Genomic DNA, 15,898 nt, shown 5'->3' with positions numbered 1-15,898 from the left:
CGGACGGGTGATCGACATGGAGCTGCTGCTCGGCGGGGAGCGCGTCGACCTGACGCGCCGGGTGCTCGTCATGGGCGTGCTGAACCGGACCCGGGACTCGTTCTACGACGGCGGCGCCTATTTCGCGCTGGACGCGCTGCTGCGCCGCGCCGAGGAGCTGGTCGCCGGGGGCGCCGACGTCCTGGACGTCGGCGCCCGTCCGGCCGGTGTCGGCGTCCGCGAGGTCCCGGAGGCGGAGGAGACCGATCTCGCCGCCTCCACCGTCGAGGAGTTGCGCAGGCGCTTCGACGTGCCGCTGTCGGTGGACACGCGCAGGGCACGGGTCGCGGCCGAGGCGTACCGGGCCGGAGCGGTCATCGGCAACGACATGAGCGGCTTCGCCGACCCGGATTATCTGCCGGCGGCCGCGGCGGCGGGTGCCGCGGTCGTCGCCACCCACATCCGGCTCCCGGTCGGCGTCCCGGATCCCGATCCCCGGTACGACGACCTCGTCGGCGACGTGAAACGGCGTCTTCTGGAACTGGGCGACCGGGCGCGCCGGGCCGGACTGCCGCGCGCGGCCGTCGTCCTGGACCCCGGTATCGACCTGGGCAAGACCTGGCGCCAGTCGCTCACGCTCCTGGCCCGCTTCGCCGACTTCGCGGCACTGGGCCACCCGTTGCTGGCCGCGCCGTCCAACAAGATCTTCCTGGGCCGGCTGCTCGGCCGTGACAAGCACGAGCGCGGCCCGGCCACGGTCGCGGCCTGCGCCCTCGCGGTGGGCCGCGGTGCCCGGCTGGTACGCGTCCACGACGTGGCGCCGGTCAGGGACGCGGTGGACCTGGCGGTGGCCCTGGAGCACGCGGCGACAGAAAGCTGATTCCGGCCCGCGGCACCACGCCGGTGCAGGGGGCGGTTGTGTACCGGTCGCCTCGGCGGGTACCTCGTCCGCGAACCGCTCCCTCATGGGAGGTGCGCGATGATCACCCACGAACGCCTCACCGAGGACGTGGCCCGGCGTGGACACCTCTCGGGGTCCGACGAGACCGTCCGCGTGATCCGCGTCGTGCTGGGCGCGCTGGCGCACCGGCTCGACATGCCCCAGCGGCGGCGGCTGCGCGAGGCGATGCCGGGTCCCGAGCGGGACGCGGCCCAGGCCACGGTCCCGGCCTCGTCGAGCGGCGTGACCGATCTCCTCGCGGAGGTCGGCCGCCATCTGGACGCTCCTCCCGAGCGGGCGCTGTTCCTGGCGCAGGCGGTCGTCTCCCGGATCGCCGAGGAGGATCCGGACCTCGGCCGTGAGCTCGGCGAGCACCTCCCGGACGACTTCGCTCCGCTCTTCGCACCGCCGGAGCCGCATCCGGAGCGGGCTCATTCCGCTGCGGACGCCCCCGCGCCGCTGACCGAGGAGGAGCTGGCCGCCGAGCTGGGCAGGCGCCCGCAGTGGAGCAGCGACGGCCGCCGTCTCACCCGCGCGGTGGCGCTGCCCGAGGACCGGTTCCCGCCGCTGCTGAACGCCGTGGAGCGGGCCGCCCGGGACGTGAACCACCGGGCTGACTGGAAGCGGACCGACGACGGAATGGCCTTCACGCTGTACACGCGGTCCGTGGACGCCGTCACCCGGCTGGACCTGGAACTCGCCGACCGCATCGACGCCGCCGTCGCGGCCGTGGGCTCGGGCGGACACCCAGGGTGATGCCGAGCCCCGGACGTCCTCGAGGAGGCCGGTGATGACAGCGACCGCGGCCGGCGGGCGGCAGCCGATGGCCGAGGTGCGCGCCGGGGCCCTGCCCCTGACCGGACCGGAGTCGCTGGATCCCCTGATGGAGCGGATCGGCGAGGCCCGTTACGTGCTGCTGGGCGAGGCGTCCCACGGCACCGCCGAGTACTACCGGTGGCGTGCCGTGCTGACCCGCCGCCTGATCGAGGAGAGGGGCTTCTCCTTCGTCGCCGTGGAGGGCGACTGGCCCGACTGCCAGGCGGTGCACGACTCCGTCACCGCCGGTCCCGGCGCACCCGGCGACCCCGTGGAGGCGCTGGAGGGCTTCGACCGGTGGCCGACGTGGATGTGGGCCAACACCGACGTCGCCGGGTTCAGCCGCTGGCTGCGGCGGCACAACGTCGCGCTGCCGCCGGACCGGCGGGTGGGGTTCTTCGGGCTCGACGTGTACTCCCTGTGGGAGTCGCTGCACGCCGTGCTCGACTACCTCGACGAGCATGCGCCGCAGGACGTCGATCACGCGCTGGAGGCGTACCGCTGTTTCGAGCCGTACGCGGACGATCCGCAGTCCTACGCCCTGGCCACCGAGCTGGTCCCGGCCGGCTGTGAGCGCGAGGTCCTGTCCCTTCTGGTGCGGCTGCGCCGTGACGCGGAGCAGGCGGCGCGCAGGGACGACAGCCTGGCCAGGTTCGCCGCGCGGCAGAACGCGGAGGTCCTGGCCGGCGCCGAGCGGTACTACCGGGCGATGGTGCGGGGAGGCCCCGAGTCCTGGAACATCCGGGACCATCACATGGCCGACACGCTCGACCGGCTCATGGAGTACCACGGGCCGCACGCGAAAGCGGTGGTGTGGGAGCACAACACCCACATCGGCGACGCGCGGGCGACCGACATGGCCGGCGCCGGCATGGTCAACGTCGGCCAGCTGGTACGGGAACGCCACGGCGACGACGGCGTCGTCCTGGTCGGGTTCGGCTCGTACGAGGGCACGGTCATCGCCTCCGACCGCTGGGGCGGGCGCCCCCGCGCCATGGAGGTGCCGCCCGCGCGTCCGGGCAGCCTGGAGGAGCTGATGCACCGGGCACTGCCCGAAGGCGCCGCGCTGTTCGTCTTCCCCGTGGCGGCCGGAGACCGATGGCTGCGGGAGCAACGGGACCACCGCGCCATCGGGGTCGTGTACCGCCCGCGGCACGAGAGATGGGGCAACTACGTCGCCACCGTCCTCGGCGAACGGTACGACGCCTTCTGCTTCCTGGACCGCACCAGCGCCCTGACCCCTCTCCCCACCGGCCCGGCGGACACGAGAGAGGAGGAGACCTGGCCCACGGGCGTCTAGGACGCCCGTCGATCGAGCAGCGAGGAGTGATGATCCATGGCCGTGTGCGAGGTCTGCAAGAACGACTACGAGCTGGCCTTCGAGGTACGGGCGGCGGGGGCGGTGCACGTCTTCGACAGCATCGAGTGCGCCGCCCAGAAGATCGCGCCGATCTGCGACAACTGTCAGTGCCGCATCCTCGGCCACGGCCTGCAGGCCGACGGCCAGTTCTTCTGCTGCGCGCACTGCGCCCGCGAGCAGGGCTTCGCCCGGCTCGTGGACCACGCCTGAACCCGGCGTCGCACGAGGGCGCCCGACCCGGGATGTCACGGGCCGGGCGCCCCGCACCCGCCCTGCCGCGGGGCCTGGAGGACAGGGGCCGGTTCAGCGCGCGGAGGCCACGTCCACGACCTGGAAGACCGCGGTCGAACGCTCGTCGTGCAGGTGGGCGTTCATGGGCTCGACCAGGGCCGAGTGATCCGGGTCGGTGCGCCACCGCTTGATGGCTTCGAGGCTCTCCCACTCGCTGGTGAGCAACCACTGGCCGGGGTTGTCGATCGAGCGGCACAGCTGCTCACCGAGGTGTCCGGGGAACCGGACGGCCCGTTCCAGGACGCGGTGGTACGCCTGGACGAAGTCCGCTTCCCTGCCTTCCCGCACGCGGAGCATGCGGATCACCCGCACGTGCGCCGAGGGTTCCATCGCGCTCACTCCGCGGTCATGCCGGGTCGAGTACGACGGGGAGTTCCGCGAGCCCGCGGAACGCCGGGAAGGGCACGGTCAGCCAGCGTACGTCCTCCGGTGCCCCGACCAGGGACATGCGCGGGTACCGTTCGAAGAGCGTGGTGAGGGCGATCTGCATCTCCAGGCGGGCCAGCGGCGCGCCGACGCAGTAGTGCGGGCCGTAGCCGAACGCGAGGTGCGTCGCCTGGACGTTCGGGCGCGTGACGTCCAGTTGGTCGGGGGCGGCGAACGCCTCCGGGTCACGGTGGGCCCCGGCGATCGAGATCTGGACGAGCGCCCCCTTGGGGATGAGCGTGTCGCGGATCCGGATGTCCTCCGTGGCGTAGCGGAACGTGCCGTTCTCGACGGAGGTCTCGAACCGGAAGATCTCCTCGATGGCCGCGGCCGTCGCGCCGGCGTCCCGGAACGCCAGTCGCTTCTGCTCCGGCTGGGTGAGCAGGTGGTAGACGGCGTTGCCGATCTGGTACGCCGTCGACTTGTGGCCCGCGAACAGCAGGACCCACGCCGTGGAGACCAGCTCGTGGTCGGTGAGCGCGCCGTCCTGGTCGCGCGCGGTGACGAGGGCGCTGAGCAGTCCGTCGTCCGGCTCCGTTCGCTTCCGCGTGATCAGTTCCACCAAGTAGTCGCGCAGATTGCCCTCGGCGATCTCCAGGGCCTTGCGCGCTTCCGGGCCGAAGCCGGTCTGGGCGACGGTGGCGGACCACTCCTGCGCCTGCGTGCGTTCGTCCTCCGGAATGCCCAGGAGTTCGCTGATCACGTGGAGCGGCAGCGGGAAGCCGAACTCCGGGAGCAGGTTCACGGGCTCCGACGTCGGGCACCGGTCCAGCAGATCGTTCGTGATCTTCTGGACGCGCTCACGCAGCGATTCGACGCGCTTGGGGGTGAACGTGCTGCCGACGATGCGCCGGAGGCGGGTGTGCTTCGGCGGGTCCGAGAACAGCATGTTGTCGTCCAGGGCGATGGACGAGTCGCCGAAGATGCGGTGGTAGGCGTCGATCGCGCCGTACATGTCCTTGCTCAGGCGGGGGTCGGCCAGCGCGGCGCGGGCGTCGTCGTACCGCGTGATCAGGTACGTCTCGACCCCGTGGGGAGGCGACAGCGGGCATACGGGCGCGGTCTCCCTGAGCTTTGCGTACACGGGATGCGGGTTGGCGCGAAACGCCCGGCTGCAGGACGAGGCCTCGGCCGCGGCCTCTTCGGACGACAATTCCTCGGATGCGAACGCTTGCGTCATGACTGGTCCCGGGGGTCGAGCTGCTGGCCGCAGCTGAGGCGTGGTCTTCTGCGAGTACCGCCCCCTGGCGACACACAGGGATGGGTTGCTCGGTCAGTGCCACGATTTCCCGTGCCGCACGACGAATCAAACGCGGCTGCGCCAAACGGGCGGGCCGCCGGGCGAACCACGGAATTTCCCGTGGTGACCCGGCCGGCGTATCACCGGGTGCCGTCGGCCGCCTCTCCAAGTACCGGTAGAGAGATACTCCTTGACGCCGGTCCTCCGAATCCCGGACCGGCCACCGCCGGATGGACAGGAAACCAGTTGAACGCACAGGCAGCGGAATCTGTACCGGTTCTCATCGTAGGCGGATCCCTGGTGGGCCTTTCCACCTCCGTGTTCCTGGGGCGCCTCGGCGTCGAGCACATCCTCGTGGAGCGGCACGCGAGGACGTCGACACATCCACGCGGCCGCGGGAACAACGTGCGCACGATGGAACTCTTCCGCACCGCGGGACTGGAGGCGCACATCCGCGAGGCCGCCTACGCCCTCGCCGGAAACGACGGTGTCCTGCAGGTGAACACCCTCACCGGAGACCAGCGCCGCTGGATCATCAAGGACATCTCCGCCGGCATGGACGTGTCCGAGGACAGCTCTTCGGACTGGTGCCTGTGCAGTCAGAACGATCTGGAACCGGTCCTGCTGGACTACGCCCGCCGCCAGGGCGGTGACATCCGCTTCGGTACGGAGATGCTGTCCTTCAGCCAGGGCCCGGAAGGGGTCCGGGCCGAAATCCTGGACCGGGAGACCGGTGAGGCCCGCACGGTGAACGCCGATTTCCTGGTGGCCGCGGACGGGCCCAGGAGTTCCGTGCGCAAACGTCTCGGAATCGGCCAGTCAGGTCCCGGTGCGCTGTTCCACAATGTCAGCGTCACGTTCCGCAGCAAGGCGCTCAAGGACTGCATCGGGGAGAAGAGATTCGTCGTCTGCTATGTCACCGACCCGGAGGGTGAAGGCGCCCTGCTGCCCGTGGACAACGAGGAACGGTGGGTGATCCACGTTCCCTGGTTCCCGGACGGCGGCGAATCCCTGGAGGACTTCAGCAACGACCGTCTGACGGCGCACATCCGGGCGGCCGCCGGCGTCCCGGACATCGACGTCGAGATCACCGGAAAGGCACCCTGGCACGCCGCGAATCTCGTCGCGGACAGCTATCGGGAAGGCCGGATCTTCCTGGCCGGGGATTCCGCGCACGAAATGCCGCCCACGGGTGCGTTCGGCTCCAATACCGGGATCCAGGACGCCCACAACCTCGCCTGGAAGCTGGCCGCGGTGCACCGCGGCTGGGCGGGCACGGCCCTGCTCGACACCTACGAGGACGAACGGCGGCCCGTCGCCGTCGAGACCAGCGCACGGGCGTGCCTGCAGGCGGCCGAGGAGCAGCACCCGGGCCTCAGCCCCGCGGCGCGGCGCAACAACGACCCGGCGGACCTGATGACCGTCGCGCTCTGCTACCGGTACGCCTCCCCCGCCGTGCTGGGCGCGCCCCCGGACGGGCCCGTCGTCCCGGAGACGTTCCAGCTCGGCGGCGTGCCGGGGAGCCGGGCACCCCACATGTGGGTCATGAGGGAGGGGCGCAGGATCTCCACGATCGACCTGTACGAGCGTTCCTTCGTCGTGCTCGCCGGGTCCCGGGGCCGGGTGTGGCGGAACGCCGCCCTGCGGGCCTCCGAGACGCTGGGCGTTCCGGTCGACGCGTACCTCGTCGGACAGGGCCCCGGACACGATCTCGTTCCGGAGCCGGATGCCGACTGGGCGCGGCTGCACGGCACGGCCGAGGACGGCGCCGTGCTCGTACGCCCGGACGGTTTCGTCGCGTGGCGGGCGGACGCCGCGGTCCCGGACGCCGACCGCGTCCTGACGGAGGCTCTGCAGACCGTCCTCTGCCGCGCCTGAGCACACCCCCCGCACGCCCCCACCCCGAGGACTGGCCATGACACTCGTCAACAACCCTCAGATCCACGAACCGGTCACCGCCGAGGACGGCCCGGCCGCCGGCCGGGTCGACGTCCACCACCACTTCACCGCTCCGGCCTGGCTGGACTGGGCGGAAGAGCGAGGGGTGATCAACCGCGAGCGGCTTCCCTGGTGGACCCGCTGGGACCTGGACACCGCCCTGGACGTCATGGACCGGACCGGCATCAGCACGGCCGTCATGACGGTGGCGATGCTCGGACGGCTCCGGGAGCACGCGGAGCGCCGGGAAAGCGCGCGCGTCGCCCTGCGGGCGGCGGCCGACGTCGTGGCCGCCCACCCGGCGCGGTTCGCCTTCTTCACTCCTGTCTTCCTCGACGACCTGGAACTGTCCCGGTGGAGCGTCCAGTACGGCCTCGACGAGCTCGGAGCCGTCGGGGTCAGCACGCGAACGAGCATGGGCGGTGTCTACCTCGGAGACGATTCGCACGACCGCCTCCTCGCGGAGCTGAACGAGCGGTCCGCGGTGATCAGCACCCACCCCATGGAGGTGCCGGCGGGTGGCGACGGCGGTACGGGACTTCCGGGCATGCCGCCGTTCGTGTGCGACTTCCTGATGGACACGACACGTGCCGCCATCAACCTCATCAGGAACGGGACCCTCGACCGCTATCCGAACCTCACCTTCGTCCTTCCGCACGGCGGGGGCTTCCTGCCCTACATGGCCACCCGCCTCGAACTCTTCGGCCGGGCTCTCACGCCCGAGATCGATCCGGGCCGGGTCCGCGACTACCTGCACCGGTTCTGCTTCGACACCGCGGGCCCCATGTCGCCCTCGGCCACGCCCACCCTGCTCGCCACGGTGGACCCGGGCCGCATCCTGTTCGGCACGGACTGGCCGCCCACCCCCGCGCACGTCGTCACCGACATCGTGGCACCGGCTCTGGACGGCGATCCCGCCCTCTCGGCTCACCAACTCCACGCCATCAACCGCGAGAACGCCCTGCGGCTGATGCCGGCGCTCGCCCGCTGACCTGCGGGGCCGGCACCGGCCGGCACACGAGAAGGCCGCTGTCCGCGGAACATCCGCGGCAGCGGCCCTCTTCGTGCCGGCCTGTTCTCCGTCTCACCTGGCGGCGGCGTTCCGCTCCCATCGGTAGAAGCACTGCGCCATGGCGTCCTTGGGGCTGCGCCAGGTCTGCGGGTCGTACGGGCTGACGTATGCCGCGAGCCTCCTGCTGATGTCCCGGAACTCCGGGTGCTCGGCGACGCGCGCGATGGCGGGACCGGGGTCCTGGTCCGCTTCGATGAAGTGCATGTACACGTCACCGAACTGGAACAGGGACCGCTTCGTCACCCCCACGAGGTGCGGGAGTTCGCCGCTGTCGGAGGCCGCGAAGACCTCGGCGATGTCCGGGGCCGACTGCGGGGCCATCCGGGCGACGATCAGGGCGTGGTGCATGGACGTCTCCTTCCGCGAACCGTGCCGCTCAGGCGGCGGGGGTCGGCTCGCCGGCGGCCTGCTCGACACGGTCGCGGATCAGGGCCATCTGCACGGGCGAGTTGCGGTTGAGCATCGCCGTCATCCCGGCGTCGTCGACGGGGGCGTCCGGTCGCATGGCGAAGTCCTGCGTCCAGCGCATGCGCGTGCCGGCCGGGGTCTCCTCGTACTCCCAGAGGATGTCCATGTACTCGAAGGGCCCGGGTTCGATGCGGCGTGCGCGAACGGTGAGCGTGGCGCGGTCGGTGACCCGCTCCGACACCCAGCTCCACACCTTGCCGTTCTCGTCGGGGTGCATGGTCAGGCGGAAGGTCACCGTGTCGCCCTGGCGGGACAGGATCTCGACGGAGGCGTACTCGCTGAACAGCTGCGGCCACCTCTCCAGGTCGTTGGTCATGTTCCAGACGAGGTCGACGGGGGCGGCGATGGTGATCTCGTTCTCGGTGTGTCCGGGCACTTCAGGCTCCAGTCGTGAGGGTGCTGTTGACGAGGTCGAGGAAGTCGCGGGGGGTCTTGCAGCGCTCCGCGTCGGTGGGGAGCGAGCGGCCGTGCTGGTTCTCCAGCTCGCCCACGATGCCGAGCAGGCCGAGGGAGTCCAGTCCGAAGCCGGCGAAGGGCGTGTCCACACGGTTCGCGAGGTCGTGCGGGTCGACGACGACGCCGGCGGCCTTCTTCATCAGCGCGGCCAGTTCCTCGACGGTCAGTTCGCTGTGCATGCGCGTTCTCCTTGTCGTACCGGGTTCTAGGCGTTCCGGGCGGTGCGTCCCGGGCCGCGGCGCAGAACCAGCGCCGCGTTGGAGCCCATCAGTCCTCGGCTGAGGACCAGGGCCGTGCGGAGCTCGGCCGGGCGGGCGGTGGAGGTCACCAGGTCGATGTCGTGGCAGACGTCGAAGATGTTCGGCGTCGGCGGTATCTGCCCGTGCTCCATGGCCATCACCGCGGCGGCGATGTCCAGCAGGGGCGCCCCGCAGTAGGACCGTCCGATGCCCGTCTTGGGGGCCGTGACGGGGACGCGGGCGCCGTGCCGGCCGAGGGCGTCGGAGAGGGCGAGCGCCTCGGCGCGGTCCGCCTCCGGTACGCCCAGCGCGTCGGCGAAGACCACGTCGACCTCCTCCGGTGCGCAGCCGGCCTCGTCGAGGGCGCCGCGTATGGCGCGGGCGAGTCCCTCGCGTGACCGGTCCCAGCGTGCGGCGCCGGTGAACGTGGCGGCGTGTCCGTCCACGGTGGCGCGGACGGCCGCGTCACGGCGGTGCGCGCGGTCCGCGTCCTCGACGACGAGTACGGCGCCGCCTTCGGCGGGCACGAAACCGCAGGCCGCGGCGGTGAAGGGGCGGTAGGCGGTCGCCGGGTCGCCGACGGTGCTGAGCTCGGGGTACCCGAGCTGGCAGACCATCGAGTACGGGGCGAGCGGTGCCTCCGCGGCTCCGACCACCACCGCGTCGACGCCCCGCCGTACGGTACGGGCGGCGTGCGCGACGGCGTCCAGGCCGCCCGCCTCGTCACTGGCGACCACCCCGCAGGGGCCCTTGAAGCCGCTGCGGATGGATATCTGGCCGGTGCTGGCCGCGTAGAACCAGGCGATGGACTGGTAGGGGCCGACGAATCGGGAGCCCTGTCCCCAGAGCTTCTGCAGTTCCCGCTGGCCGAACTCGCCGCCCCCGGACCCGGCCGCGGTGACCACGCCGACGGAGTACGGCGAGTCGGCGGCGGCGCCGCTCAGTCCCGCGTCGTCCAGGGCGGCGCCGGCCGCGGCCATGGCGAAGTGGGTGAAGCGGTCGGTCTGGACGAGGTAGGTCTCCTCGATGAAGGCGGAGGGGTCGAATCCGCGGACCTCGCCGGCGACGCTGAGCGGCAGGTGCCCGCATCCCTCCCGGGTGATCCGGTCCAGTACGTTCACGCCCTCCTTGACGGACTTCCAGTAGGTGTCCGCGCGCAGGCCGTTGGGCGCGATCACGCCGATGCCCGTGACCGCGGTGCGCCCGGTTCGTCGATCGCTCATCTCTTCCTCCCGCCCGGCCCCGTGAGGAGCACCGCGGACTGGAAGCCGCCGAAGCCGCTGCCCACGGACAGCACGTGGCCGAGCCTGCGGGAGCGTGCGCTGCGCGGTACGTAGTCCAGGTCGCACTCGGGGTCCGGGGTCTCGTAGTTCGCCGTCGGCGGCACCACCTGGTGGGCCAGGGCCAGCACGCAGGCGACGACCTCGATCGCGCCGATCGCCCCCAGCGAGTGGCCCACCATGGACTTGATGGAGCTCATGGGGGTGTCGTAGGCGTGGGCGCCCAGGGACCGCTTGACGGCGGCGGTCTCGTGGCGGTCGTTCTGGCGGGTGCCGGAGCCGTGCGCGTTGACGTAGTCGATGTCCGTGGGGTCCACGCGGGCGTGGTCGAGCGCGGTGTCGATGGCGCGGGCCATCTCCAGGCCCTCGGTGGTCAGCCCGGTCATGTGGTAGGCGTTGCCGTACGTGGCGTAGCCGCCGATCTCGCAGTAGATGTGCGCGCCGCGGGCGCGGGCGTGTTCGAGCTCCTCCAGGACGAGCACCGCGGCGCCCTCGCCCATGACGAATCCGTCACGGTGGGCGTCGAAGGGCCGGGAGGCGTGGGCCGGGTCGTCGTTGTTCGGCGAGGTCGCCTTGATGGCGTCGAAGCAGGCCATGGTGATCGGGGAGATCGGCGAGTCCGACGCTCCGGCGATGCAGAGGTCGGCGCGGCCCTCCTCGATGGTGTGGAAGGCGTATCCCACGGCGTCGAGTCCGGAGGTGCAGCCGGTGGACACGGTCTGCACCGGCCCCATGGCGCCGAACTGCTCCGCGACGAGGGAGGCCAGGGTGCTGGGCGAGAACGCCAGGTGCAGCCGCGGTTCGGCGGCGGCGTGGTCGACGTCCCAGCGGCGTCCTCGTTCGCTGACGAGGACGTAGTCGTGCTCCAGGCGGGTCGTGCCGCCGACCGCGCTGCCGAGGGAGACGGCCACGCGCCACGGGTCCTCCTCGCCGACGTCGATGCCGGAGTCGGCCACCGCCTCCCGCGCGGCGACCACCGCGAACTGGATGTACCGGTCGGCGCGTTCGGTCAGGTCGGGGTCGAGCCCGTGCGCGAGGGGGTCGAAGTCGCACTCGGCGGCGATCCGGGACCGCAGCCCCTCCGGGTCGAAGAGGGTGATGCCGCGCGTCGCGGTACGGCCGTTGGAGAGGAGGTCCCAGAACGCCGGCACGCCGGTGCCGCCGGGAGCCACGACCCCGATGCCGGTGACGGCCACCCGCCGGGTCATGCTGGCGCCCCCCGTCGTTCGGACTGCGCGACCTCCTCCTGCACGACGGGGTACGGCTGGAGGTTCTCGCTCCCCTCCGGGGTTTCCGTGGGCTCCGTGTCGACGTGGCCCAGGCTCGGCTTGGGTGCCAGGGGGCCCAGGTGGAACACCATGCGGGCCTCCTCGTCGCCGACGTTGCGGAAGCGGTGCCGCATGTTGATGGGGATCATGAGGGCCTGGTCGGGGCGCAGGGCGAACGTCTCGTCGTCCAGGTCGACCTCCATGCGGCCCTCGACGACGTACACGAACTCCTCGGAGTACGGGTGGTAGTGCTCGCTGATGCGCTCGCCCGGCTGCAGGATGGCCAGCCCCATGAAGCCGCTGGTCGATCCCACGGTGACGGGGGTGAGCATGGTGCGCAGGTCGCCGCCGCGCTTGCGGTTGGGCTGGGTCTCGCTCAGGTCGACGATGCGCGGGCGTGTCGTGTCCATGGTTCGGTCTCCTGGTCGCTCGGTGGTGGGTGTGGTGCGTGCGCTCGTCAGGCCTGTGCGGCCCTGCGGTCGGTGATCAGCGTCATGCCGGCGTGCGCGAGGAGGCGGTGGGCGTCCCGTTCGCCGGTGAGGGGTCCTTCCACGCCGAGTGCGGCGCCGTCGAGCAGGCGTGCCAGTACGGCGGGCTTCCGCCTGCCGTGGATGCCGAGGGTCCTGACCGGGTCGGTCTCGGGGTCGCCCGTCACGTCGACGAGCCGGACGACGAGGTCGTCCCGGTGGAAGACGGTGCTGCGGTGCACCGGGCTCGCGGGGTCCTGCGCGGCGGTCTCGTCCTGCCGGGCGAGCAGCCGGGCCAGCGCCATGCCGCAGCCCGGGCGGGCCGGGTAGTACAGCGCGTGGCGCCGCAGCCCCGCGGGTTCCGGCCCGTCGCCGGCCACGTGGTGGACGGCCGGCATGGCGGCGAGGGTGAAGAAGGCACGTGCGGACGCGGGGTCGTTCAGGTCCCGGCTCCGCTCCAGGTACGGGTTGAGGGCCTCCTCGACGGCCCGTACCTCGGGCTGCCGCGAGACGTGGCGGAGGGCCGCCATCAGGTCGCCCTGCACCTCGACGGTGCGGACGACACGGTTGCCGTGCATGAACAGCGTGGTGCGGCGCAGCCGCGTGGAGTCGTCGACGCGGGCCTCGGGCGGCGCGTAGCCGGCGAGGATGTCCGCGACCTTGGACTCGGAGCCCGGCTTGACGGTGAACGTCAGCGCGTGACGCGTCACCCCGTCGCCCAGCCGTACGGGCGCCTGGACGCCGGCGGTGTCGGCGGTGAGCGGAAGGGCACTGCCGGTCTCGCGGACGATGTGGTAGCGCATCGACCGGAGGTCACGGACGCAGCTCTGCATGGGCCTGACCGTCTCGATGTGGTCCTCGCTGTTGATCCAGGCGAGGAACGGCGGGGCGCTCGCCCATTCGCTGGCGATAAGCCACTGGGACGGGTTCTCCATGGACTGGCACAGCTGGTCACTGATGTGGCCGGGAACCGACGCGACGTGGCGCCGCATGTGCTCGTACGCGTCGAGGAACCGCTGCTGGGCGCCTTCGTGGAGATCGACGAGCAGGAGGACTCGAAGCCTGGAGCCGTCGAACGCCGACTGGGATATGCGTGTCGAGGTGGTCATCCGGCTGACCCTTCCTTCGGGAGAGCGAACGACGGCCGCCGAGTCCGCGAGCGCGGACGACGGTCGGCCCTGAGCCCCTTCATCGTGGGTCGGCCGTCCACACCCCGCGAGCCACGGGGGCCAATTGAGGGAACGCGGCAGCGTTGCCGTCGCCTCGTCGCGGGGGGACGCGCCGTGCCGGGTCGGCAACGACTTTTGCCGCGTCCGGCCCGTAGGTCGCAGCCTGGTTCCCGTCGAAGAGAGCCATGGAGAGAGCCATGGAGATCCGGGAGGCCGCACGATGACTGCCCATGAAGGCGTGGAGACCGCACAGGGCGCCGGGGACGACGCGCCGCTGAACAACCGCGTCCACCACGTACGCTCCGGCGAGCTGGACGGGTACGCCGCCATCAGCGGTGGCACGGTCGGGTCGAAGAGGCTCTGGATGGGCCTGGTGGAGAACCCCCCGCTGAGCGCCACGGACAACCACCATCACGGCGATTCGGAGGCGGGGATCTACGTGGTCAGCGGTCACCCCGTGTTCGTGTTCCACGACGGCACACGAGAGGTGCGCCTCGCCGGCGGTCCGGGCGACTTCTTCCTGGTGCCTCCGTTCGTCCCGCACCGCGAGGAGAACCCCGATCCGGACGAGCCCGCGGTCGTCGTGATCGCCCGGACCACGCAGGAGCCGATCAAGGTCTCCGTGCCCGAGCTGTACCGGCTCCAGGAGACGGACCCGCGGTAGAGGGGCCGCCCAGTCGGAGGTCAGGAGGTACGCGGCGTCACCAGGCCCGATTCGTAGGCGAGGATCACGAGCTGGGCGCGGTCGCGGGCGTGGAGCTTGGTCATGGCGCGGTTGACGTGGGTCTTCGCGGTCGTCGGGCTGATCACCATGCGGTCGGCGATCCGGTCGTTGGACAGGCCCTGCGCGACCAGGGCGACGGCCTCGCGTTCGCGGTTGGTCAGCCCTTCCAGCCCGGCGTGGGTGCCCGTGCCGGGCGGCTGGGCGACGTACCGGTCGATGAGCCTGCGGGTGATGGAGGGGGCGAGCAGGGCGTCGCCGCGGGCGGCGACGCGTACCGCGTGCAGGAAGTCCTCGGGCACGATGTCCTTGACGAGGAATCCGGCGGCGCCGGCACGCAGCGCGTCGAAGACGTACTCGTCGAAGCCGTAGTTGGTGAGGATGACGACGTGCACCCCGGCGAGGGCCGGGTCCGCGGCGATGCGCCGGGTCGCCTCGATGCCGTCGACGACGGGCATCTGCACGTCGACGAGCGCCACGTCGGGCAGGTGTTCCCTGGCGAGGGCCACGCCCTGCGCCCCGTCGGCGGCCTCGGCCACCACCTCGATGTCGTCCTCGCCGTCGAGGAGCGCGCGGAACGCGCCGCGCAGGAGCGGCTGGTCGTCGACCAGCAGGACACGGATCATGACGTACGGTCCACGGGGAGTTCGGCCTGGACGGTGAAGCCGCCCTCGCTGCGCGGCTCGGCCCGCAGCCGGCCGCCGAGGGCGGTGACGCGTTCGCGCATCCCGAGCAGCCCGACGCCGGGTACCGGTGTGCTGTCCGGCGTCGCCGTGCCGTCGTCGTCGACGCGTATCGCGAGGCTGTCCGGACGGCAGTCGATCCGTACCGACGCCGTGGCCGCGGCGGCGTGCCGGGCGATGTTGGTGAGCGACTCCTGGACGATCCTGTAGACGGTCCGGTCCACCGCGGCCGGCACGTCGTGGGGTCGGCCCTCGATCGTCAGCGTCGCGTCGAGGCCGATCGTACGGGCCCGTTCCACCAGCTCCGGAACGTGGTCGAGCCCGCGCGGCGGGGCCGTGTCGTCGTCGCGCAGCGCCTCCAGGGTGGCGCGCAGCTCCCGGGTCGCCTCGCGCCCGGCCTCCTGGATCGCCAGCAGGGCCTCCGGCACGGGCTCGCCGCGCTTGCGGGCCAGGTGGACGGCGACTTCGGCCTGCACCTTGATGACCGAGATCTGGTGGGTGAGCGAATCGTGCAGCTCCCGGGCGATGCGCAGCCGCTCCTCGTCGGCGCGGCGCCGCGCGGTCTCCTCGCGGGTGCGCTCGGCCTCGTCCGCCCGCCGCTCGGCCTGCCGCAGCGCCTCGCCGGCGGCGCCGGCCGCGATGAGCCAGGCGATTTCGAGGGCGCCCCGGGCCTGTGCGAACGCCTCGCCCGTGTCGTGCAGGCCCGAGGCCAGGGCGGCGAGCGGCAGAGCGGCCAGTACGGCCACGCTCGTCACGACCGTCACGGTGCGGTGCCCCGCCCGTACGGCGGCGTACACGGCGAACAGGTACGCGACGGCCGGCACGTCGAAACCGGCCGCCTGATACCCCACCGCGCACAGCCCGGTGCCGGCCAGGACGGTGACCGGGGCACGGCGGCGCGCGGCCAGTGCCAGGCCGCCGGCGGTCAGCAGCGCGCAGCCGAGCACGTCGAGCCTCGTGGCGCTGCCCTGCTGTCCGGACACCCCGGTGACCAGCAGCGCGGCCGCCACGCCGACGGCGATCGCCCAGTCTCCGACACGGGCCCGTCCTGTCTTCATGCGCGCACCTTAGCCAGTCGCCGGCGT

Annotated in this window: 18 protein-coding genes; 7 read left to right on the top strand and 11 right to left on the bottom strand. The window is 72.0% G+C overall.

Features of this window, described 5'->3' with window-relative positions:
* Positions 1–16 precede the first annotated feature (16 nt).
* The 4 genes from folP to ABEB09_RS32485 all read left to right on the top strand — a co-directional run bounded on the left by folP (position 17) and on the right by ABEB09_RS32485 (position 3,305).
* The gene (gene folP, locus ABEB09_RS32500) at positions 17–859 is read left to right on the top strand and encodes a dihydropteroate synthase (protein WP_345694162.1); all 843 of its coding nucleotides are present in this window, start codon (positions 17–19) and stop codon (positions 857–859) included.
* A gap of 99 nt (positions 860–958) precedes the next feature.
* Positions 959–1,675: a DUF2267 domain-containing protein gene (locus ABEB09_RS32495; protein ID WP_345693497.1), complete on the top strand. Its 717-nt coding sequence runs from the start codon at positions 959–961 to the stop codon at positions 1,673–1,675.
* A 34-nt stretch (positions 1,676–1,709) separates the two neighbouring features.
* Positions 1,710–3,035, top strand: a complete 1,326-nt coding sequence (locus tag ABEB09_RS32490; protein WP_345693496.1) for an erythromycin esterase family protein — start codon at positions 1,710–1,712, stop codon at positions 3,033–3,035.
* A gap of 36 nt (positions 3,036–3,071) precedes the next feature.
* Positions 3,072–3,305, top strand: a complete 234-nt coding sequence (locus ABEB09_RS32485) for a hypothetical protein (protein WP_345693495.1) — start codon at positions 3,072–3,074, stop codon at positions 3,303–3,305.
* Positions 3,306–3,398: 93 nt separating this feature from the next.
* Here the strand turns inward: ABEB09_RS32485 and ABEB09_RS32480 are convergent, their stop codons facing one another.
* The gene (locus ABEB09_RS32480) at positions 3,399–3,716 is read right to left on the bottom strand and encodes an antibiotic biosynthesis monooxygenase family protein (protein WP_345694161.1); all 318 of its coding nucleotides are present in this window, start codon (positions 3,714–3,716) and stop codon (positions 3,399–3,401) included.
* A 16-nt stretch (positions 3,717–3,732) separates the two neighbouring features.
* A complete protein-coding gene (locus ABEB09_RS32475; protein ID WP_345693494.1) occupies positions 3,733–4,992 on the bottom strand; it encodes a cytochrome P450 family protein in 1,260 nt (419 codons plus the stop codon).
* A 306-nt stretch (positions 4,993–5,298) separates the two neighbouring features.
* Between ABEB09_RS32475 and ABEB09_RS32470 the strand changes: the two genes are divergently transcribed.
* Together ABEB09_RS32470 and ABEB09_RS32465 are read left to right on the top strand one after the other, a co-directional pair.
* Positions 5,299–6,930 carry an FAD-dependent oxidoreductase gene (locus ABEB09_RS32470; RefSeq protein WP_345693493.1) on the top strand — a complete coding sequence of 544 codons (1,632 nt, stop codon included), beginning with the start codon at positions 5,299–5,301 and terminating at the stop codon, positions 6,928–6,930.
* 37 nt (positions 6,931–6,967) lie between these two features.
* Complete coding sequence (locus tag ABEB09_RS32465) at positions 6,968–7,981, top strand: amidohydrolase family protein (protein ID WP_345693492.1); 1,014 nt, start codon at positions 6,968–6,970, stop codon at positions 7,979–7,981.
* 93 nt (positions 7,982–8,074) lie between these two features.
* Here the strand turns inward: ABEB09_RS32465 and ABEB09_RS32460 are convergent, their stop codons facing one another.
* Genes ABEB09_RS32460 through ABEB09_RS32430 form a run of 7 tightly spaced genes read right to left on the bottom strand, consistent with a single transcriptional unit; the run spans position 8,075 to position 13,349 of the window.
* Complete coding sequence (locus ABEB09_RS32460) at positions 8,075–8,410, bottom strand: TcmI family type II polyketide cyclase (protein WP_345693491.1); 336 nt, start codon at positions 8,408–8,410, stop codon at positions 8,075–8,077.
* 28 nt (positions 8,411–8,438) lie between these two features.
* Positions 8,439–8,906 carry an SRPBCC family protein gene (locus ABEB09_RS32455; RefSeq protein ID WP_345693490.1) on the bottom strand — a complete coding sequence of 156 codons (468 nt, stop codon included), beginning with the start codon at positions 8,904–8,906 and terminating at the stop codon, positions 8,439–8,441.
* Between the two features lies 1 nt (position 8,907).
* Positions 8,908–9,165: an acyl carrier protein gene (locus ABEB09_RS32450; protein WP_345693489.1), complete on the bottom strand. Its 258-nt coding sequence runs from the start codon at positions 9,163–9,165 to the stop codon at positions 8,908–8,910.
* Positions 9,166–9,191: 26 nt separating this feature from the next.
* On the bottom strand, positions 9,192–10,448 hold the full coding sequence (locus ABEB09_RS32445; protein WP_345693488.1) for a ketosynthase chain-length factor: 1,257 nt from the start codon (positions 10,446–10,448) through the stop codon (positions 9,192–9,194).
* A complete protein-coding gene (locus ABEB09_RS32440; RefSeq protein ID WP_345693487.1) occupies positions 10,445–11,713 on the bottom strand; it encodes a beta-ketoacyl-[acyl-carrier-protein] synthase family protein in 1,269 nt (422 codons plus the stop codon). Before ABEB09_RS32440 ends, ABEB09_RS32445 begins: the two co-directional genes overlap by 4 nt.
* Entirely contained in the window at positions 11,710–12,183 is a 474-nt protein-coding gene (locus tag ABEB09_RS32435) for a cupin domain-containing protein (protein WP_345693486.1), read from the bottom strand. The genes ABEB09_RS32440 and ABEB09_RS32435 overlap by 4 nt, the downstream gene beginning before the upstream one ends.
* A 47-nt stretch (positions 12,184–12,230) precedes the next feature.
* On the bottom strand, positions 12,231–13,349 hold the full coding sequence (locus ABEB09_RS32430) for a SchA/CurD-like domain-containing protein (RefSeq protein WP_345693485.1): 1,119 nt from the start codon (positions 13,347–13,349) through the stop codon (positions 12,231–12,233).
* Positions 13,350–13,629: 280 nt separating this feature from the next.
* On the opposite strand from ABEB09_RS32430, the gene ABEB09_RS32425 reads away from it, so the two are divergent.
* A complete protein-coding gene (locus tag ABEB09_RS32425) occupies positions 13,630–14,073 on the top strand; it encodes a cupin domain-containing protein (protein WP_345693484.1) in 444 nt (147 codons plus the stop codon).
* Positions 14,074–14,093: 20 nt separating this feature from the next.
* Here ABEB09_RS32425 and ABEB09_RS32420 read toward each other — a convergent pair whose 3' ends face one another.
* The gene (locus ABEB09_RS32420; RefSeq protein ID WP_345693483.1) at positions 14,094–14,756 is read right to left on the bottom strand and encodes a response regulator; all 663 of its coding nucleotides are present in this window, start codon (positions 14,754–14,756) and stop codon (positions 14,094–14,096) included.
* Positions 14,753–15,871 carry a sensor histidine kinase gene (locus tag ABEB09_RS32415; RefSeq protein ID WP_345693482.1) on the bottom strand — a complete coding sequence of 373 codons (1,119 nt, stop codon included), beginning with the start codon at positions 15,869–15,871 and terminating at the stop codon, positions 14,753–14,755. The genes ABEB09_RS32420 and ABEB09_RS32415 overlap by 4 nt, the downstream gene beginning before the upstream one ends.
* Between the last annotated feature and the right edge of the window lie 27 nt (positions 15,872–15,898).

Origin of the sequence: Streptomyces coeruleoprunus, assembly GCF_039542925.1 — a bacterium.
In the GTDB taxonomy this organism is placed as follows: Bacteria; Actinomycetota; Actinomycetes; order Streptomycetales; family Streptomycetaceae; genus Streptomyces; species Streptomyces coeruleoprunus.
This window is presented reverse-complemented; position numbering and strand designations above follow the sequence as displayed.